The 21,044-nt window shown below is 53.0% G+C and carries 16 protein-coding genes; 10 read left to right on the forward strand and 6 right to left on the reverse strand.

Translation table 11 applies throughout. The features are described 5' to 3' along the window. Positions 1–137 precede the first annotated feature (137 nt). The 6 genes from ftsZ (at position 138) to JF44_RS0108625 (ending at position 8,628) form a co-directional block, all read left to right on the forward strand. Entirely contained in the window at positions 138–1,793 is a 1,656-nt protein-coding gene (ftsZ, locus tag JF44_RS0108600; RefSeq protein ID WP_033068543.1) for a cell division protein FtsZ, read from the forward strand. A 321-nt stretch (positions 1,794–2,114) separates the two neighbouring features. After that, positions 2,115–3,083: a UDP-3-O-acyl-N-acetylglucosamine deacetylase gene (gene lpxC, locus JF44_RS0108605; protein ID WP_033068544.1), complete on the forward strand. Its 969-nt coding sequence runs from the start codon at positions 2,115–2,117 to the stop codon at positions 3,081–3,083. Between the two features lie 268 nt (positions 3,084–3,351). Then, complete coding sequence (locus JF44_RS0108610; RefSeq protein ID WP_052065612.1) at positions 3,352–4,131, forward strand: outer membrane protein assembly factor BamD; 780 nt, start codon at positions 3,352–3,354, stop codon at positions 4,129–4,131. 256 nt (positions 4,132–4,387) lie between these two features. Then, on the forward strand, positions 4,388–6,049 hold the full coding sequence (recN, locus tag JF44_RS0108615; protein WP_033068545.1) for a DNA repair protein RecN: 1,662 nt from the start codon (positions 4,388–4,390) through the stop codon (positions 6,047–6,049). Positions 6,050–6,108: 59 nt separating this feature from the next. Continuing rightward, the gene (gene ligA, locus JF44_RS0108620; RefSeq protein ID WP_033068546.1) at positions 6,109–8,208 is read left to right on the forward strand and encodes an NAD-dependent DNA ligase LigA; all 2,100 of its coding nucleotides are present in this window, start codon (positions 6,109–6,111) and stop codon (positions 8,206–8,208) included. Between the two features lie 27 nt (positions 8,209–8,235). Further along, positions 8,236–8,628, forward strand: a complete 393-nt coding sequence (locus JF44_RS0108625; protein WP_033068547.1) for a hypothetical protein — start codon at positions 8,236–8,238, stop codon at positions 8,626–8,628. 62 nt (positions 8,629–8,690) lie between these two features. Here the strand turns inward: JF44_RS0108625 and JF44_RS0108630 are convergent, their stop codons facing one another. Continuing rightward, on the reverse strand, positions 8,691–9,905 hold the full coding sequence (locus JF44_RS0108630; protein ID WP_033068548.1) for an EAL domain-containing protein: 1,215 nt from the start codon (positions 9,903–9,905) through the stop codon (positions 8,691–8,693). Positions 9,906–10,267: 362 nt separating this feature from the next. Here JF44_RS0108630 and JF44_RS0108635 point away from each other — a divergent pair, with 362 nt between their 5' ends. Beyond that, on the forward strand, positions 10,268–10,837 hold the full coding sequence (locus tag JF44_RS0108635; protein WP_052065614.1) for a thermonuclease family protein: 570 nt from the start codon (positions 10,268–10,270) through the stop codon (positions 10,835–10,837). Positions 10,838–10,858: 21 nt separating this feature from the next. Here the strand turns inward: JF44_RS0108635 and JF44_RS0108640 are convergent, their stop codons facing one another. Beyond that, the gene (locus tag JF44_RS0108640; RefSeq protein ID WP_052065615.1) at positions 10,859–11,848 is read right to left on the reverse strand and encodes a DMT family transporter; all 990 of its coding nucleotides are present in this window, start codon (positions 11,846–11,848) and stop codon (positions 10,859–10,861) included. Between the two features lie 140 nt (positions 11,849–11,988). Here JF44_RS0108640 and JF44_RS0108645 point away from each other — a divergent pair, with 140 nt between their 5' ends. After that, a complete protein-coding gene (locus JF44_RS0108645) occupies positions 11,989–12,894 on the forward strand; it encodes a LysR family transcriptional regulator (RefSeq protein WP_033068549.1) in 906 nt (301 codons plus the stop codon). A gap of 73 nt (positions 12,895–12,967) precedes the next feature. On the opposite strand, the gene mgrA is transcribed toward JF44_RS0108645, so the two are convergent. Both mgrA and JF44_RS0108655 read right to left on the reverse strand, forming a co-directional pair. Continuing rightward, positions 12,968–14,020 (reverse strand): L-glyceraldehyde 3-phosphate reductase, encoded by a 1,053-nt coding sequence (gene mgrA, locus JF44_RS0108650; RefSeq protein ID WP_033068550.1) that lies wholly within the window; start codon positions 14,018–14,020, stop codon positions 12,968–12,970. 164 nt (positions 14,021–14,184) lie between these two features. Then, on the reverse strand, positions 14,185–16,209 hold the full coding sequence (locus JF44_RS0108655) for an aminopeptidase P family protein (protein WP_081944376.1): 2,025 nt from the start codon (positions 16,207–16,209) through the stop codon (positions 14,185–14,187). A 250-nt stretch (positions 16,210–16,459) separates the two neighbouring features. Here JF44_RS0108655 and JF44_RS20310 point away from each other — a divergent pair, with 250 nt between their 5' ends. After that, on the forward strand, positions 16,460–16,651 hold the full coding sequence (locus tag JF44_RS20310) for a hypothetical protein (RefSeq protein ID WP_156111633.1): 192 nt from the start codon (positions 16,460–16,462) through the stop codon (positions 16,649–16,651). 207 nt (positions 16,652–16,858) lie between these two features. Continuing rightward, the gene (locus JF44_RS0108665) at positions 16,859–17,596 is read left to right on the forward strand and encodes an SDR family oxidoreductase (protein WP_033068552.1); all 738 of its coding nucleotides are present in this window, start codon (positions 16,859–16,861) and stop codon (positions 17,594–17,596) included. Between the two features lie 120 nt (positions 17,597–17,716). On the opposite strand, the gene JF44_RS0108670 is transcribed toward JF44_RS0108665, so the two are convergent. Together JF44_RS0108670 and JF44_RS0108675 are read right to left on the reverse strand one after the other, a co-directional pair. Next, complete coding sequence (locus tag JF44_RS0108670; protein WP_033068553.1) at positions 17,717–18,598, reverse strand: 50S ribosomal protein L11 methyltransferase; 882 nt, start codon at positions 18,596–18,598, stop codon at positions 17,717–17,719. Between the two features lie 74 nt (positions 18,599–18,672). Further along, positions 18,673–21,027, reverse strand: a complete 2,355-nt coding sequence (locus JF44_RS0108675; protein ID WP_033068554.1) for an ATP-dependent helicase — start codon at positions 21,025–21,027, stop codon at positions 18,673–18,675. Between the last annotated feature and the right edge of the window lie 17 nt (positions 21,028–21,044).

Here is a 21,044-nt window from a genome sequence, read left to right on the forward strand (position 1 = left end):
GTATTAAGAAGGCAATAACTCTTTGCCAGCTAAAACGAACTTGGAGGTCTTTGTGCCCGAAGCATTTCAGGCACGCACAAGCAAAGGGAAGGCTTGTGTGACCCTCAGCTCTAAAGCGCGGAGAGGAAGAGCAAACAATGAGTACAATCAATTTTTCCGTTCCTGAAACGGAAGAAAACCTTAAACCAAAGATCACCGTTATCGGTGTCGGTGGTGCTGGCGGCAACGCCGTTAACAACATGATCGCGTCCGAACTCGAAGGATGCGACTTTGTTGTTGCCAACACCGACTCACAAGCCCTGACCCAGACCAAAGCCACGCGCAAGATGCAGCTTGGCCGCAAGATCACCCAAGGGTTGGGCGCGGGCGCACGTCCTGATGCAGGCAGTGCCGCCGCAGAAGAATCCATTGAAGACATTCAGGCACAGCTTGAAGGCAGCCACATGGTATTCATCACCGCCGGTATGGGCGGTGGTACGGGTACCGGTGCAGCCCCGGTCATTGCACGCGCGGCCAAAGAGGCCGGCATCCTGACCGTTGGTGTCGTTACCAAACCGTTCCATTTCGAAGGCACGCGCCGTATGCGCACTGCCGAACAGGGTATCGAACAGCTTCAGCAGTATGTTGACACCCTGATCATCATTCCAAACCAGAACCTGTTCCGGGTTGCGAATGAGAAAACAACCTTCGCAGATGCCTTCCAGATGGCAGACGATGTCCTGCGCAATGGTGTGCGTTCGATTACTGACCTTATGATGGTTCCGGGTCTTGTGAACCTTGACTTTGCCGATATCCGCACTGTTATGAGCGAGATGGGTAAAGCCATGATGGGCACCGGCGAGGCATCCGGCGAGAAACGCGCGCTTGAAGCTGCCGAAGCAGCCATCGCAAATCCGCTGCTTGAAGATGCATCGATGAAGGGCGCACGTGCTGTCCTTATCAACATCACCGGCGGCATGGACATGGCCCTTTATGAAGTCGACGAAGCTGCGAACCGTATTCGCGAAGAAGTTGCTTCAGAGGCCAATATCATCTTCGGCTCAACATTCGACCCGACCATCGAAGGCGCACTGCGTGTTTCCGTCGTGGCAACCGGCATCGACGCCGAAGAAGTCCGTCGTCCGCAGCCGACCACCGTATCTGTTGCACAACCTGTTGCCTCCCAGCAGTCAGAAAAACCGGCAGCCGCCCCGTCCTTTGGGCAGCATGGTGTTGGTAATGCTGCTGCCGCAGCTGAACACACCGGTGCTGGCGACTATGCCGGTGGCGGATCGGTTGATCACATCCCGGCGGAACGTTTTGCCGCGACCGGCAGCGCACAGCAGCCGGAACTCAGCCAACAGGCAGAAGCACAAGAAACCGGTTCAATTGAAATGGGCCAGACGGTTCTGAAACCGAAGCCGGTGCTGCGCGCTGACAAACCGATGGAAAAAACCAACAGCAACGGTGACATGGCGTTCATTCCGCCGCGCGCCGTTACACCGAGCGAGGCCGAACGCCCGCAGCCAAGCAACCCGGACGTGTTCGAAGCCGCAGACGCACAGAATGCAACCTCTCCGCGTTCGGTGCTGAGCAGCCTGTTTGGCAAAAATAAAACCGCCAAGGAACCACATCAGCATGCGGAGCCAAGAGTCTCGCAACCGCAGGCACCTGCCCCGCGCCAGACTGAAATGCCCCTTGGCGAAGACAGCGAAACTGTCATGAAGAAGGAGCCCACTTCCCGGGGCAAGACGCAGAATGCGTCTGACGACCTTCTTGAAATTCCGGCCTTCCTTCGTCGTCAGGCAAACTGACGACGATCTCCGCGCAAAAAAGGGGAAGGCTGATGGCCTTCCCCTTTTTTATCGACACCAGAACATTTGACGCATTCAATTCCCGTTTGTGATATCGCGCACCGTACCAGGCGATTGCAAACGTAACAGTCGGCCACGCAGAACACGCATTTATCATTTAATATCAATATATTACACAGTTTACAAAGCGTAACAAAGAGTGATTTGAGTGATTGTTCTTTCATCGGTAATGTCTGAAACTAACAAAGCAGGAGCCATTGGCTTTAAACATGCTTTGACCTTGATAGATGACAAACTGAATGACCTGATTTGGGGGTTCCTGTGAACAACATTGCCGATCTTAGTGCTGCCATTGGGCGGTCGAACATTTCGGGCGACGATTATGTGTCCCAGCGCACATTGAAAGCGTCCATCGGCTGTGCGGGTGTTGGATTGCATTCCGGTCAGAAAATCCGAATCACATTGCACCCTGCCCCGGCAAATCATGGCATCGTATTTCGCCGCACGGACCTGGATGACCAGCCGTTGTTCCCGGCACGTTACGATGGTGTGATTGATACCCGACTTTGCACCTGCCTGGGTGATGCTTCCAGGGGCATCAAGATTGGCACCATCGAACATCTGATGGCCGCCCTTGCCGGTTCGCGCATTGATAACGTTTTGATCGATATTGATGCCGATGAAGTTCCGGTCATGGATGGCAGTTCTGCACCGTTTAATTTCCTGATCGATTGCGTCGGGATCGAAGAACTTGACGCGCCGCGTCAGGTCATCGAAGTCCTGAAGCCGGTTGAAGTCGAATTTAACGGCTGCACCGCACGCATTGAACCGGCCAACGGCTTTGAGATTGATTTCGAAATCGACTTTGCAAGCAAGGCCATCGCTAATCAACGCATGAGCGTCAAGTTCGATGATGGCGTGTTCGTTGCCAATATCGCACGTGCGCGGACCTTTGGCTTCCTCCATGAAGTTGAAGCCATGCGTTCAGCTGGTCTGGCGCGGGGCGGCTCGTTGGAAAACGCTGTGGTGTTGTCTGGCGATGAAGTCATGAACGAAGAAGGCTTGCGCTACGACGACGAATTTGTCCGCCACAAAATCCTCGATGCGCTGGGCGATCTTTATACCGCCGGCCTGCAACTGCAGGGCAAAGTCACCGCCTATAAATCGGGTCATCACGTCAACAACCTGCTGCTTCGGGCGCTGTTGGCTGACGAAACCGCCTATCAGGTTGTTCCGCTGTCCAAGGCATCGCTTCGCGGCGTTGCCGAGCCGGTTCTTGCCACGGCGTAAGCGAACGTGACACAGGTCAGAGATATCAAAAACGGCGCCCCCTGTGGTCGCCGTTTTTGTCGTTATGGCCAGCTTTCTCCACCCGCATCAAAGCGGCAACTCCTGACTTGGCGATAAAAGTCACAATTGGACGACACAACTACTTGCCCAAGGACGCCCTTCACATGATATAGTCCGGCGGATTTTCCGGTAAGTACGCCACAAATTTCAAGGATAGGTCACAGTGCTAAGTACCGTTCGCGCCAAACAGATCATTGCAACTTGCGGCATGGCCCTTTTGCTTGCCGCCTGCTCAAGCAATGAGGCACCGGAATATGTCGAACGTCCGGTCTCCGAACTGTACAACAATGCGCAGGACCTGTTGGATGCCAAAGAATATCAAAAGGCCGCCCAGGCATTTGACGAAGTCGAACGCCAGCACCCTTATTCTGTATGGGCGACCAAAGCGACCCTGATGTCGGCTTATTCGTATTATCAGGACAATGAATACGATGATGCGATCAATGCACTGGATCGTTTTATTTCGTTGCACCCGGCAAACCCGGATGTGCCATACGCCTATTACCTGAAGGCGCTGTCCTACTACGAACAGATTTCCGATGTGGGCCGCGATCAGCAGATGACCCAGCATGCGATGGACTCGCTTGATGATGTCATTCGCCGTTTCCCCGACAGCAAATATGCCCGTGACGCAAAGCTTAAAAAGGACCTGACGGTCGATCACCTTGCGGGCAAGGAAATGAATGTTGGCCGCTACTATCAGGAACGAAATGAATTTCTGGCAGCAATCAACCGGTTCAAATCGGTAATTGAAAACTATCAGACCACGACCCATGTTCCCGAAGCACTTGCCCGCCTGACCGAATGTTACCTTGCACTTGGTCTTGAAGGTGAAGCCAAGCGGACAGCATCCGTTCTGGGCCATAACTTCCCAGGCAGCGAATATTATAGCGAATCCTATAGCCTTCTTGTTGGCGAAGACGCCCCGGAACGCGAAGAAAAAAGCTGGTGGGACGAAACAACCAGCTCGATCTCCGATCTGTTCTGATCCTTAATCGGTTAATCAGGGATCGCCCCCAGGTTTCCTTGACAATCTGCGCTTTCCCGATATAGAACACAACAGGAACAACCTGTGATTTAACTTTGTGTTGCAGGGCTTTGACAACATACCGCCTTTGACGCCCTATGATTGTCATTTGGCCTTCGCAAAGCTTGCAAGCAGGGGCATGATTGGGCACTCTGCAAATCACAACAAGTTTGGCTGAACCTGTCTGCTGCTCCGTTAACAACATCAGAACCCAGCAATGCTTCGACGCCTCAGCATTCGCAATGTAGTCCTTATCGACAAACTGGATCTGGAATTTCACGACGGGCTTAGTGTGCTCACAGGTGAAACCGGTGCTGGTAAATCGATCCTGCTTGATTCGCTCGGGCTCGCACTTGGTGCGCGCGCCGATAGCGGGCTCGTCCGCCATGACTGCGACAAGTGCAGCGTCACGGCAACGTTTTCCCTTCCGCAAGGCCACCCGGTGTTTGGCCTGTTGTCCGAACAGGACATTGACCTTGATGGCGAAGAATTGGTTGTCCGCCGTGTTGTTACCGCAGATGGCCGGTCTCGCGCCTATGTGAATGACCAATCTGTTTCGGTTGGTCTGCTGCGCGATGTCGGTAATTACTGCGTCGAAATTCAAGGCCAGTTTGATCAGCACGGTCTGCTTGACCCCACCACACATCGCACAACACTGGATGCGCATGGCAATCTTAGTTCAATGGCGATGACTGTTCGTGATCACTGGCGGGCTTGGCGCGAAACCCAGAAAGAACTGACTGCCGCCCGGACCCGGATCGACAAGGCCCGCGAAGAAGAAGAATGGTTGCGCCATGCGGTTGACGAGCTTGAGAAACTTGGCCCCGAAGAAGGCGAAGAAGAACGCCTGTCCGAAGAACGCCAGTTCCTGATGCATGGCGAGAAACTCGTTGCCGCCTTAAACGATGCCGGTTCCGAACTTTCACGTGGCAAAGGGGCTGAAAGTGCACTGCGCAGTGCACAGCGTTGCCTTGAACGTGAACTTGAAAAGGCTGATGGCCGGTTTGAACCGATTATTGAAGCGCTTGACCGTGCGGCAATTGAACTTGAAGAGGCCAATCGCACCATCTCGGCGACATTGGCTGATTTAAACGTCGATACCGGGCATCAGGAAAATGTCGAGGAACGCCTGTTTGCCCTTCGGGCAGCGGCACGTAAATACAATGTCCCGGTTGATGGACTTAATGCCCTGATGAGGGATTTTCGATCCCAGATTGATCAGCTTGAATTTGGTGAAAAAGAACTGTCGCGCCTGACGGCTGCGGTTTCCGAACATCGCAATGCCTATATCGAAGCTGGTCAAAAGCTTCATGCTGCGCGTAAGGAAGCGGCGGCCAAACTTGACGGTGCGATCAATGCCGAATTGCCACCGCTTCGCATGGAAAAGGCCCGGTTCGTTACCGATATTGCCGAACTGGAAGAAACCGATTGGGGAATTGAGGGCATCGACCGAGTGCAATTCACCGTCGCAACCAACCCCGGCAGCCCGCCGGGTGCGCTTAACAAAATTGCATCGGGTGGTGAATTGTCACGGTTCCTTTTGGCGCTTAAGGTCGTTCTGGCCCGCGTATCTGCCGTGCCCAGCCTGGTCTTCGACGAAGTCGACAGTGGCGTTGGCGGGGCAACTGCCGCTGCCATTGGTCAGCGCCTACATCTTCTGGCACAGGAACGCCAAATCCTTGTCATCACGCATAGCCCACAGGTTGCCGCGCGTGGTCGCACGCATTTCCATATCGCCAAGCGCGAGGCAGAAGGCTCCATGGTGACCCGTGTGGATGCGCTGGTTGATGGCGCGCGGCGCGAAGAAATCGCGCGCATGCTGGCTGGTCATTCCATCACGGCCGAAGCCCGTGCGGCGGCTGATAGCCTATTGGAATAACCCAACTGATCCCGATACCAAAATGTCGGTCCAACCTTGAATACGGAACCAAAAACAAAATGACCGCCGAACTCGCGTCAACCCCGTCCGGTCTTCCGGAAATGCCCGAAACCAGCACCGAGGCACGCAAACAGCATGCGGAAATTTCAGACCGTATTCGCAGTTTTAACGAAGCCTATTATGTCAATGACGAACCACTGGTGCCCGATGCGGAATATGACGCGCTGTTCAATCGCCTGATCGAACTTGAAACGCATTATCCAACCCTTAAGAAAAACAGTCCGACACAGGAAGTCGGCGCGGCCCCTGCAGACGGCTTTGCCAAGGTCAAACATGCACGACCCATGCTGTCGCTGGGCAATGCGTTTTCACGCGAAGACATTGTTGATTTTCTCGCCCGTATTCGCCGTTTCCTGAACCTGACGGCCCACAGCCCGGTTGAAGTGGTTGGCGAACCCAAAATCGATGGCCTGTCTTTGTCATTGCGTTATGAAAACCGCAAACTTGTTACCGCTGCCACCCGTGGTGACGGGTCAGAAGGCGAGGACGTCACCGCCAATGTGGCCCATATTGGTGACATTCCCAAAACCCTGCCGGACGATGCACCTGACGTAGTCGAAATCCGCGGCGAAGTTTATATGGCGCGTTCGGCCTTCCAGAAGCTAAATGAAACACAGGCCGAAACTGGCGGTAAAACCTTTGCCAACCCGCGTAACGCCGCAGCCGGGTCGCTGCGCCAGCTTGATCCGACCATCAGTGCTAAACGCCCGCTTCGTTTCTTTGCCTACAGCTTTGGCGAACTTTCTGAAAGTCTGGCGCAAACCCAATGGGATTTTCTGCAAAAGGTCGAAGGTTGGGGCTTCGTCACCAACCCGCTGACGCGTTTACTACATGATGCAGATGACATCATGGCATTTTATGATCAGCTTGGCGCGCAGCGCCCGGACCTTGATTACGATATCGATGGCATTGTCTATAAGGTCAATGATTTCGAACTTCAGCTTCGTCTTGGTTTTGTGAGCCGATCACCGCGCTGGGCAATTGCCCACAAATTCCCGGCCGAAAAGGCGCGAACACGCCTGAACGCCATTGATATTCAGGTTGGCCGCACCGGCGCCCTGACCCCGGTTGCACGGCTTGAACCGGTGACCGTTGGTGGTGTTGTAGTGTCCAATGCGACGCTTCATAACCGTGACGAGATCGAACGGCTGGATGTGCGTGTTGGTGACATGGTCGTCATCCAGCGCGCCGGGGATGTAATCCCGCAAGTCGTCGAAGTCATCAAAGATGAGCGCCCCGAGGGGACCCAAGGCTATCAGTTCCCCGATACCTGCCCAAAATGCGGTAGCCACGCCATGCGCGAAGAAGGCGAAGCCGTTACACGTTGTACCGGCGGCCTGATTTGCCCGGCGCAGGCGGTTGAGCGCCTGAAGCATTTCGTGTCACGCACTGCCTTTGATATCGATGGCTTGGGCGCGAAAAATGTCGAGACATTCTTTGAAATGGGGTGGCTGAAGTCACCCGGTGATATTTTCCGGCTTGAAACCGACCATGGCGATGCGATCCGAAAATTGGAAGGCTGGGGCGAAAAATCCGCCACCAAACTTTTTGACGGGATTAATGAACGCCGGACCATTGGACTCGATAAATTTATCTATGCCCTGGGCATTCGCCAGATTGGGCAGGCAACGGCAAAGCTTCTGGCGCGTCATTATGGCTCAGTTACCGAGTGGCGCAATGCCATGATTGCAGCGAATGAGGCAGACAGTGATGCGCTACGTGAACTGATCAATATCGACCAAATCGGTCCTGGTGTTGCCAAGGACCTTATCGAATTCATGGCGGAAGATCACAACCGCGAGGTCCTTGATGACCTTCAAGACGTTCTGACCATCGCCGATGTTGAAGCCCCAAACGTTACTGACAGTCCGGTTTCGGGCAAGACGGTTGTATTTACCGGCAAACTGGAACTGTTTTCACGCAACGAAGCCAAGGTAAAAGCCGAAAGCCTTGGAGCAAAAGTTGCGGGCTCCGTATCTGCAAAAACCGATTTCCTTGTTGCAGGGCCGGGTGCAGGATCCAAATTAAAGAAAGCAGAAGAATTAGGTGTTACAGTACTGGACGAACAAGGATGGCTTGATCTGATCGCTACTGAATAAGACCGTTATCAAAAGGGAAGTGTGCTGATGGAAGACCTTGGAAATTTCTTTCGCCGTTATGTCGACGCCCATCTAAAGCTGGAAGAAAATGCACTTGATGAGTTCTTTCATTTCCCGTGCTTGATAAACGACCTGTCTGGCGTACATGCAATTGCCAATTCTTCGGATCTGCACACGTACCATCACTCTTTCTTTGACGAACTGAAAAACGCCGATCTTGCCAAGGCAAAATCCATGCTGGTTGAACAACACTCAGCACTGCCTGGTGGGGCACGTGTGATTGTGTCCTTCCGCTTTGGCAATTCTGAAAACAATCTGATTTTTGATTGCGACTACGCCTTTGCCCTTCTGAAACAGGACGAACAGTGGAAAGTCGTTTTCGCACAGCTTGACGAGATCCGCTACAGCGACCTCTATTAACAAGGGCCGTTTCCTTACAGGCGGCTTTGCGCAACCATCCTGTCCACCACCCCAGGAACCGATTATTCTTTGCCGTTATCCTCAACGGCTGGCTCTGTATCTTCCGGCGGGGTGGCTATCGGGCCAAGAACACGTTCGACAATGGCGGGATCGCTCACAAAAGCCGATAATCCATATCCCTGACAATATCGCACACCCGCATTTATTGCCGCTTCAAGATGCTCTACGGTTTCGCAGCGCGAGCAAATAATCTTCGCCCTTACTTCTGGTGAACATTTTGACAACACGTCATAAAGGTCCGCCCCCTCAAGAGGGGAAACATGGACCTTTAGAGATTGGCATACAGCGATTTCTTCTTCGGACAGACTATGCAATTGCGACACTGAAATCCCATCCAGAGCCAGGGCGATACCCTCTTTTTGCAAACTTGCAAGAATTCTGTTTCTGGTCGCACTGTTTTGCTGCCAGGTCACCAAATCCATCTCAAGTGTAAGCTGTTCAAGTCTTTGATATGGAAGCGACTTTACCACTTTTTCGAAGTTGCTGCTTACTACGGCAACCGGGTTCAAATTAACAAATAGCCGTTTTTCCCAAATAGCGTCATCAACGGCAAGATGGGAAAGCACCCGGTTATCAAGCAGTTCGGTGAACCGTGAAAACATCCACGGATTCTGAATAATATTCTTGCCTGTGACCTCGTCCATTGCCGCAATAGACACCCAGATTTCTTCGCCGAAGACACGTGGTTGCTGGTTCTTGGCAAGAGACCATATAAGCTGCCTGCGCAGATGCATCGACATATCTGCTTGCCCGACAATCCGCTCAACTTCAACCAGTTCGGCCAATTGCCTGATATCTTCGGGGGGCTGTTGATAAAATTCCCGAAATACTTCGGCAAGTGCCTGTTTGCCACGCATTAGATACTGCGCGCAGCTTTGCGCAAATTCATTCGCACTGTTATCAAGATCAAAGTAACGGCTGTCAATTTTACCAAATCGATGCGACATCAGGAGGCTATTCAGCTCCGTAACGAACTGATCAACTGCCCGGCGTTCCGTGACAGGAAATATCAAGGAAATTGCGTTGCTTGACAGCAACCTGACCTTGAGGCCCTTGATATTCAGATCTTCGAAATACCGAACGAATGCACAGAAAACGGTTCTGTTATCTGCCGCCGGAACACCGGAGAAATCCAAAATAAGTGCTGCACGGTCCGGCTTCTGCAAATCAGCTTTAGCAATACCATCAAACAGCACTTTTGGAATCTTGTCGTCCATCAATAACCTCATCGGTGCATCTTGCGACAAAGAAAACTTTTGAAAAGCTTAGGCCATTAACATTTAAACGATAGAGGCTTCACCAACGTCGCGTTTGAACGTTAACACATTCCAATGCTGTAAAAAATCTTCCGTTTTCGCCCGGCGGCCCCAGGCGGCCGGTGAACTAAGTGAACCACAATACGCCAAACGTCCATTTTCAGCATTGATCTAGATGCTTGTATATGTCGGAATTCACCGCGTCCGTTTTTAAATGCAATCGATAAGCTGTCCGAATTTGGCCGTGATCCACAAAGACAACTGCTATACTTCTGACGGCATGGAATTATTTTTGGCCAGAAAAATGAAAGAGGCAAATCATAATGCCTATTCGCCGATTTCTGAATTGTCCCGTATCAAGAAGATATAAGCTAATAAGCACACTTTTTTTCCTGGCGATCCTGTCTCCGTTTGCCCAGGCGGACGAGACGTTCAATGATCTGACGGGCCCTGCCCGTGCGATTGATGCCGATACGCTTGAATTTGGCTTCAAACGCATTGACCTTTGGGGCGCTGACGCAATGAATCGCTTCCAGAAATGTCTGGTCAATGGCCAAAGCACGGCTTGTGGTGCCGAAGCATGGCAAATCACCACCAATCTTCTGGTCGCAACACCAATCACCTGTGAAATACGTGGCAAGAACCGTTATCATCGCAACATGGCGGTCTGCCGTAATGCCAATGGTGTTGATATCGGGCAAAGCCTGATCCTGCGTGGCATGGCCGTTGCCCGCCCCGATCAAATGCCAGAATATGAAACGGTGGAGGCCCGCGCCAGACAAGCGCGCACCGGCGTCTGGGCCGGAGAATTCATTGATCCGCTTAAATGGCGTCGCGGCGAACGCCTGCCCGAACACGAAATTGAAATTCGACGCTGGCAACGCGACGAATAACCCCCTCGGTTCGGTATCATCTTATTCGCCAGAACGACCGCCCGATGCAAATGGTCGCGCCAACAGCCGACCAAGCCCGGCCAACGTAAAACTGTTTTTCAGCGACGCTACACCTGCTGTGACCACGACAAACCCGATGAATTGCGGGATTGTCAACACCTCGCCCAAGAACAGCCAAGCCGCAAAGAACGTCAGCGCTGGGCCTGATAGTGAAATCAGCGACGCCTGCGTTGCGCCCATTCTGCGAATGCCTTCATAAAGCAAAAAGAACGGGATCACGGTGCAGAAAATCGAAATTCCGGCCGTCCACATAATGCCCACGGGATTGAGGTTAAGCGGGTTTTGCGTAATCAGCGCATAAACCAACATACACACCCCTGCCATGGTGTTGATCAGGGCGGCAAAATGCATGGACCCGATTACCGAAATCATGCGCTGCCCAAAATACAGATAAATCGCATAGGTCAGCGCCGACCCGAACGCCCAGGCCGCACCGATCCAAAGCGAACCGGAAACCATGCCAAACCCGTCCGGTGCCAGGACAAGCATCAAGCCGACATACGTCACAACAAAACACGCGATTTGACGCAACGGCGGAAAACGACGTTTATGCAGCGCTTCAAAAATCATGACGATGGCCGGAAATGTGAACAGCACAATCCGCGAAACCGTGACATCAATCAGGGAAACCGCGGTGAAATCAAACAGGGCAGCAAGGAAGAATAACCCGCCATATAGACCACCCCATGCCAAATCCACCGGCTTCATTTTGCGTTCACCAGGCCGGTTCTTGCCAAATAACGCCACACCGAGCCAAAAGAACGGCATCGCGATCAAAAAGCGCAATAACAACAACCCATCAACTGTCATGCCAGTGGCATAAACGAATTTGGCCAAAAGCCCCTTCATCGCAAGGGCAACGGTCGCTAGCAGGACAATTGTCAACGCGGAACTTACTGGCTTTGCAACCAGTTCTGTTTTGGCCAGTTCTGTTTTAGATTGTGTCGTCATGGGGCGATTTCCGGTCCTTTTCTGGTCGCTATAGTTACCCGCATAATGCCATTATTCAATTCGAATTAATTGCTATCAGATATCAGCTTTGGCTATACCTTGAAGATATCGTTGAACGGAACCGCCAGGGGGCATCACGCATGGACATCAAACAGCTCAGAAGTTTTGTTCATATTGCCGAACTGGGCAGCCTGTCACGCGCGGCAGAGCGATTGAACCTGTCTCAACCGGCCCTAAGCCGCCAACTCAACCTTTTGGAAGAAACCCTTGATACCAAATTGCTTGAACGCACAGGGCGCGGGGTCAAGCTTACTGCATCCGGGCAAATGCTTGCTGAACGGGCACGCGTTATTTTGACCGACCTTGCCCGGTTAGAGGCAGACCTGTCTGCGCGCAGCAGTAAAGTCACCGGCCACGTTCATGTCGGCGTACCGCCAAGTGCCGGGATCGTCATTACCGGCGCGCTGATCGAAACCCTGCGCGATCGCTTTCCCGATCTGAATGTGTCGGTCGCTGAAGATCTGACCGGTGATGTTCAGGAAGGGTTACTTTCCGGGCGCTTGGATATTGGCATTCTTCACGACGGCATGATTTCACGCAGCCTTCATTCCGAACCGCTTTGGCGTGAAGACCTGTTTCTGATTTCCCATCCTTCGCAAGTTGGCGAACAGGAAACCGAAATCGCATATGAAGATGTTTTGTCTCTGCCCCTGATCATGCCGACCAACAAACACGGCTTGCGCGCCATGATGCAGGAAGCTGCCTTTCGCGCCGGTCGCCCCCTGACCCCGGTGGTCGAAGCCGACGCCCTTCGTGTCCTGGTCGATCTGGTACACCGGAATGTTGGTCATACGGTATTGCCCCGAAGCTCCCTTGTTCAGGAACTCTCGACGGGGCGCCTTCGGGCACGAAAAATCACAAATCCGGAACTGTCACGCAAGGTGATGCTTTCTTGGCAACATGACCGACCGCTCAGTCCCGGGGGAAAGGCGGTTGTCGATACGCTGCGTGATCTTGCCGGCACCGTTCCAATGGCCAATCAATAGCAACCTTAAACAACAACACCCGACCGGATGGATCCGATCGGGTGTTGTTTACGTTTAGATATCTGTTCTTTGATCAGACAGGTGCCTGACTATCCGATGATTGCTGCCAAAGGTTCACACCTGCATCGCCAGCGTATTTGTCGATCTCAGCCAATTCTTCTGCACTGAACTCAAGATTATTAAGTGCATCCAGGCTGTTATCGAGCTGCTGAACATGGCGCGCACCAATCAGTGCCGACGTGACCTCCGGTCGGCGCAGAACCCAGGCAATCGCCATCTGCGCCAATGTCTGCCCACGGCGCTTGGCTATTTCATTAAGCGCGCGGACACGATTAAGGTTCTCTTCTGTCAGCATGCCCGGCTGGAACGACCCTTCCAGCGCCGCACGGGATTCTTCCGGGACACCGTTCAGATACTTGTTGGTCAAAAGCCCCTGCGCCAACGGCGAGAAGGCAATACAGCCCATGCCAAGTTCTGACAGGGTATCAAGCAAACCTTCCTCAACCCAGCGATTGACCATCGAGTAGGACGGTTGATGGATCACGCATGGGGTACCCAAATCCTTGAGGATCGCGTGTGCCTGGCGGGTCATTTCCGGGGAATAGGACGAAATCCCGACATAAAGCGCCTTGCCCGATCGGACGATCTGATCGAGTGCCCCCATGGTTTCCGCAAGCGGGGTGTTCGGGTCCACCCGATGGGAATAGAAGATATCAACGTAATCCAGTCCCATCCGCTGCAAGCTTTGATCCAGGCTGGAAATCAGGTATTTGCGTGATCCCCACTCGCCAAACGGTCCGGGCCACATGCGATAGCCCGCCTTGGTCGAGATCACCAGCTCATCCCGATGACGTTTCAGGTCCTGCGCCAACACCTTGCCAAAGTTTTCTTCAGCCGATCCCGGAGGCGGGCCATAGTTATTGGCAAGGTCAAAGTGAAACACACCCCGGTCAAATGCCCGGCGGATCATGGCACGTTGCGTTTCATAAACGTCGACGCCGCCAAAGTTCTGCCAGAGGCCAAGGGTGATTTTAGGCAGGATCAAACCGCTTTTACCACAGCGATTATAGGTTTCGTCGTCATAGCGGTTGGGGTTTGCCATCCACTGCGTTTCGACTTCAGCCATGTCTTCCTCCTGTTATCATTGGTGGTTTTCCACCTTTATTGAATCGATCCAATGCGCCCTTATTACGGCATTAAACCGCACTTGTCAGTTCACAATGAAGCAAAAAGCCGCTCCAACATTCGAAGCGGCTTTTAAATTTCACATGATGGAAATCACCAGCAAAATTAGATTGTTTTCTTTTTGATCGGCGCTGTAGCCTTTTGCAACCATGCAAGATGGTCATCATCCAGATCATCAGCATACATCGCATAAACCTGCGCATGGTAATCATTGAGCCACTGCAATTCATCGGTGCCCAGAAGTTCCGGATCAATCAATTTGCGTTCAATCGGCGAAAACGTCAGGGTCTCAAACCCAAGCATCTTGCGGTCTGCGCCAATTGGCGCGTCGACCTCTGTCACCGCGATCAGGTTTTCAATCCGAATGCCATATTCGCCTTCTTTATAGAAGCCTGGTTCATTTGACAGAACCATACCCGGCTTAAGCACAATCTTGTTTGGAGCCTTGGAAATACGTTGCGGGCCCTCGTGCACACCAAGATAACTACCAACGCCATGACCTGTACCATGATCAAAATCCAGACCAGCTTCCCAAAGCGGCATACGCGCCAGTGTATCAAGCTGCTGGCCCGTGGTCCCGACTGGGAAAATGGCACGCGCAAGCGCAATATGGCCCTTTAGAACACGGGTAAATCGATCTCGGTGTTCCTGACTTGGTTCGCCGATAACGGTGGTTCGGGTGATATCGGTTGTTCCATCAAGGTACTGCCCGCCGGAATCAATCAAAAAGATTTCACCCGGTGTCAGGTTACGGTTGCTTTCAGGCGTATTTCGGTAATGACACAATGCACCATTCGGACCACTGCCCGGAATGGTTTCAAAGCTTGAATCGCGAAACAGTGGGTCTTCTTTACGCAGTGAAAGCAGTTTGTCTGCGGCAGTACGCTCATCGATACTGCCATCGGCTGCGGCTTCATCAAGCCATTTGAAATAGCGAATGATCTTTTCGCCGTCACGCCTATGGGCTTTACGCGATCCTTCAAGCTCCACCGCGTTCTTGCATGCCTTGGGCAAGGCGACCGGATCACGTCCGACCCGAACAGTTGCACCCGCCTTGGCAAGCTGCATACGCAACCAGTCACCGGCCGTCGCCTCATCAAGGCGGACCGACTGATTTCCCATTGCGCGCAGTGCATCGGCCAACTCACCTGACGCACGCAGGGTCGCTTCACCGGACAACCATTCAATGGTTTCCCCGGCAAGTTTTCGGGCATCCATAAACAATGCGACGGATGCATCGCCATGGACAATCGCGTATCCAAGCGCAAGCGGCGTTTGAGGCACATCCGCCCCGCGAATATTCAACAGCCAAGCGATGCTGTCAGGCGCCGAGAGGATGGTACTGTCACATGAAATGCGCGACAGGATTTCAGCAACCTCGGTACGTTTTTCGAAACTGGATTTGCCTGCGTATTCCATTGGATGCGGCCTGACCGGCCCCAAGGGCAGATGGGGTTGGGCATGCCACAGGGCATCAATCGGATTGGTATCAATGGCAATCAATTCCGCCCCCACAGCGTCGCAAGCCGAACGCAGATGGGTTGCCTGTTGCACCGTATGAAGCCATGGGTCATAGGCAAACTTCTGACCAGCTTTCAGGTTATCGTGTAACCAGCCAACAACCGGCTCCTCGATCAAATGGCGATACTCAAAAATATCGCGGTCCACCTGCTGGCGCACCTGAATGGTGTATCGGCCATCAACAAAGATCGCAGCAGCATCTGCCAGAACCACAGCCGCACCGGCAGACCCGGTAAAACCGGTCAGCCATGCAAGGCGTTCAGCACGGGCAGGCACATTTTCGCCCTGATGTTCATCGGCGCGTGGCACAATAAAGCCATCAACCCCTTTTGAGGCCAGATACTTTCGCAGAGCCTTGACCCGTGTAGCGGCATCAAAGTCATCTTTGGCCATTTTAAACAGGCCTTTGCGTTCATCGCGCAACGCAAAAAGCATAGCCTTTAGGTCATCCCCCAAGGGGCTCCCGACCAGATCAAGCCAGTCTGTACGCACATCTCCGTCCGCTGCGGCCAAAACACCATCAATCAGATCGACAACGGCATTGGTATCCTTGCTGACATTGTCACGCTCAAGCAATGTTGCGAGTTGGGCATCACCGGAAATGGCCATAGACTTCCTCGTTTTGTATGTGGGGCAGATAGCACTATGTAAGGGTTTATGCTGATCGGGCGCAAGCGACAAAGACATTTTGCATATTTTATAAAATTATCGCCCTAATATGTGAAAAGACACCTGTATGCGTCGTGGGTATGAATGCCCTGCAAGCTTCGCAATACACATTAGTGAATGATTAACCTATGACACTCCTGTGACAAAAAGATGGCCCGTCGGGACGTCAATTTGCTGGAGACTAAGAACGGTGATCCGTTTTCCTATTACTGCCTTGAGTGTCATTCAATCGCGTCGTCGTCAGACGGCCTATGACGGCCTCGAGCGCCTGACCTTAGGTCAAAAAGCTGCGCTCGGTCTTGATATAGGTCCTGCCCAACTGGCAGACGATGCGGCCAACCGGGCTGCAACCGGTTCGGACGATACCAAGAACAAGGAATAACAGATCAGTCCCGCCCGATCTGGTCGTATGCCAAATGACGAAGCGCAGGATCACGGTTCATGATCCTTGCGGCATTTTTGTCTTTTCCCTCTGAAACGGCCCTGCTTCTCCACAGCAGGGCCGTTTCTTTTTGACCCTCACCAATCTTCCAAGCAATAGTATGTAGGATCAGGGCCCCAAAATAACAAATCATGGCTTGGAGTGGGTATGGCCAAAACAGTTCTTATTACCGGTGGATCACGCGGCATCGGCCGTGCGACGGCTGTATTATTTGCCAGCAAAGGCTGGAATGTTGCGTTTAGCTATTTTGGCAATCAGAAAAGTGCCGATGAAACCTGCGCCAAGTGTGAACGTGCCGGTTACACTGGAAATGTTCTTGCCCGTAAATGCGATGTCCGCGACGAATTGAGCGTAATCGACCTGTTTACTGCCGCACGCGAACGGTTTGGATCAATCGAGGGCGTGGTAAACAATGCCGGAATTGTTGCCCCGCAAAGCTCGATCGCCGAAATGGATGTCGAACGCATGAAAACCGTGTTTGATACCAACATTCTGGGGGCCTATCTGGTCGCCCGTGAAGCGGCGAGAACCCTTCATTCCGGGACTGCCATCGTGAATGTATCCTCCATGGCAGCAAAGCTTGGCGCACCGGGTGAATATATTGATTATGCCGGATCAAAAGGAGCAATTGATGCCCTTACCATCGGACTAGCCAAAGAACTTGGCCCAATGGGCATTCGCGTCAATGCCATACGCCCGGGTATCATCGAAACAGACATTCACGCCAGCGGCGGTCATCCGGATCGCGCAGCCGAGCTTGGCCCAACCTGCCCGCTTGGCCGTTCCGGTGATCCAGAAGAAGTCGCCCACAGCATCTTCTGGCTGATTTCGCCCGACGCGTCTTATGTCACGGGCAGTATCATGGATGTTTCCGGCGGCCGTTAGCGCGCTTCAAGCCAATCACTCAGGATTTTGGCGCGTCGAAAACAGGCGCCACGCATAAAAAACGGCTGCCCTGCAATTCAATGCACGGCAGCCGTTGGTAAATTTTGACACAGAAGATCTTTAGCCAACCAGCAACGTGGTCCAATCTTCAACCTTGAAGCGCTTGATCAGCGACAAGCCAACTTCGCGGTAGGCCGACAGAACAAACTGTTCTTGATGGGACAACAGCCCCGACAGGATGACCACTCCATCCTCGGACAATGTGTTGGTCAGGTCATGCGCCATGGCACGTAACGGACGCGCGAGAATATTGGCACAGACAATGTCGTAATATCCGCCGTCGCGAATACGGGTATCGTGAAAACCGTTCGAATGAATGGCCGTAATCAGATCACCAACCTTGTTGGTTTTGGCGTTTTCACGAGCGACACGGACAGACGCCGGATCAATATCAGCCATCATCACAGGACTGCGCCAGGTTTTGGCACACGCCATGCCAAGAATGCCTGACCCACAGCCCATATCCAATGCGTTACGGCGCGGGCCTTGCTTTGCAACCCAGTCAATGGCGGCAAGGCAGCCCTTGGTGGTTTGATGTTCCCCGGAGCCAAACGCCAAACCAGCATCAACCTGAAGCCCGGTTTTCGCAACCGGGACACCTTCGCCCCAATGCGAACCATGAACGAAAAAGCGTCCAACCGAGATCGGCTTGAAACTGCGCAGATTTTCTCCAACCCAGTCTTTCGGCTCATATGTCCCAAAGCTGACCACCGGCGTTTCAATGCCGACAGCCGTTGCCATGATCGAGACAGCAGTCTCAACCGCGCCCCTGTCAAACATCTCGCCGGCAAAACCTTCTACCCGCCATGGTGCAGATGGATCACCGTTGCGTTCGAAATGCGACAACGCGTCACAGTAATCAAACAACGCCTCGGCAAAGGCGGCTGCATAGGCGCCATCAACGTCGAACTGGAAGTTGTAGCAAATTACGGGTTCGGTCATGTCGCTTCTCGCTTGTCTGGGCTGCATGTGATCACGGCCCGGTTGAATCGGTAATCCAATAAGTTTGGCCGGGCTTACCCCGGTAGTATGAAGCTGTCGACCACTTTCTTTGTACCGACACCTTCGAAATGGATTTCCAGTTTGTTGCCATCCACCGCCCGCACCGTTCCCGGCCCGAACTTGCGGTGCCGCACCGCGTCACCAACCTTGTATTTCGATGATTTGGAACTTGTGGTGTGACTGGTTTCCCCGTCGGGCTTTACATCGATGACGTTCTTGCGCACCCGGTCCTGCCACCCGCTTGAGGCAAATTTACGCTCGCCCGCACCCGATATTGTATTGCGATTGGATGCGCCGTCATTGGCCCAGCTTGGCATTTTCATCCAGTTATCGGCACCCCAGGCACCCGGCGAATGATTGCCCCCATGTCCGCCAAGGCCGGTGTCACTGATGCGATCAATATGTTCGTCGGGCAATTCATCAACAAATCGCGACGGCAAGGCCGACTGCCACTGGTTGTAAATCCGGCGATTGGCCGCATAGCAAATGGTTGCCCGTTTGCGCGCACGTGTGATCCCGACATAGGCCAGACGACGTTCTTCTTCGAGCCCCTTGACCCCGCTTTCGTCCATGGCACGTTGATGCGGAAAGACACCTTCTTCCCAGCCGGGAAGAAAAACGTAATCGAATTCAAGCCCCTTGGCCGCATGCAGGGTCATGATGGTAACTTTTTCCTCATGATCGTTCTGCGCATTTTCCATAACCAGCGAAACATGCTCAAGGAAGCTGGTCAGGTTTTCAAATTCTCCAATGGCCGAAACAAGTTCCTTAAGGTTTTCAAGGCGTCCCGGCGCGTCGATCTCCTTGGAGGTCCGCCACATGTCGGTATAGCCGCTTTCATCAAGGACGGTTTCAACCACCTCGACATGGCTGCTGTTTGACAACATTTCGCGCCAGCGTTTGAAATCTCCCAAAAGCCCGCCGATGCTCTGACGCATCTTGGGTTTGAGTTCTTCGGTATCAATCAGATCACGCGCCGCCGCCGGAAGCGAGATCGTCTGATCGCGCGAATATTGATGCAGGGTCTGAAGCGTTGCCTTACCAACACCACGCTTGGGTACGTTGACAATACGTTCAAACGCCAGACTGTCATCAGGCTGGGCCACAAGACGGATATAAGCCAGCGCATCACGAATTTCCTGACGTTCATAGAAACGTGGACCGCCAATCACGCGATAGGGAATGCCAAGCGTGATCAACCGTTCTTCAAACTCACGGGTCTGGAAACCGGCGCGCACCAAAATGGCAATCTGCGATGCGCCAACACCTTTGCTTTGCAGGGCTTCGATATCTTCCCCGATCAGGCGGGCCTCGGCTTCGCCGTCCCACACCCCTTTGACGAATACCTTTTCACCAGTATCGATTTCAGTCCAAAGCTGCTTGCCCAGCCGGCCATCGTTAAACGTAATCAACTTGGATGCGGCAGCCAGAATATGCGGGGTGGAGCGGTAGTTTTGCTCCAGTCGAACAACCTTGGCACCCGGAAAATCGGTTTCAAAGCGCAGGATGTTACCGACCTCGGCCCCGCGCCAGCTATAGATCGCCTGATCATCGTCACCGACACAGCAGATGTTGCGATGAACCATCGCCATCGCACGCAACCACAAATACTGGGCTACGTTGGTATCCTGATACTCATCGACAAGAATATAGCGGAAGGTATTCTGATACTGCTTGAGCACTTCGGGATGTTGCTGAAACAGGGTCAGGCAATGCAACAACAAATCCCCGAAATCGCAGGCATTCAGGATTTTCAGGCGTTCCTGATAGATCTTGTAAAGGTGCTTGGCCCCACCGTTGGCAAACTCGACACTTTCATTGACCCGCTCAGGTGTCAGACCCTTGTCCTTCCAGCGCTGAATGATCCCCATCAGCTGCTTGGCAGGCCATTTTTTCGGGTCGATCTGTTCAGCATCCATGATCTGCTTAAGCAAGCGCACCTGATCGTCGCTATCAAGGATGGTGAAGTTTGATTGCAGTCCGATAAGATCGGCATGACGGCGCAACAAACGTGCGGAAAGCGAATGGAATGTGCCCAGCCACCAACCTTCAACCGGACGACCAAGTGCCTGTGCCACACGTTCCTGCATTTCCTTTGCCGCACGGTTGGTAAAGGTCACCGCAAGAATTTGTTGCGGATGCAGGCGTTCTGTTTGCGCTTTGGTTTCCAGCAAATGAGCAAGGCGCGTGGTCAAAACCCTGGTTTTCCCCGTCCCGGCCCCGGCAAGAACCAGTAAAGGACCATCAAGGGTTTCCACAGCATCGCGCTGCTCGGCATTCAGGTTGTCGAGATATGCCGGGCTTGGCGCATCGGCCAGACGCATTTCGGGGCTGGCGGCGAATTCATCAATTTCGAAGGGATCATCCATCATGACGGCATATATAT

The organism is Thalassospira australica (genome assembly GCF_000763295.1).
GTDB classification, from domain to species: Bacteria; Pseudomonadota; Alphaproteobacteria; order Rhodospirillales; family Thalassospiraceae; genus Thalassospira; species Thalassospira australica.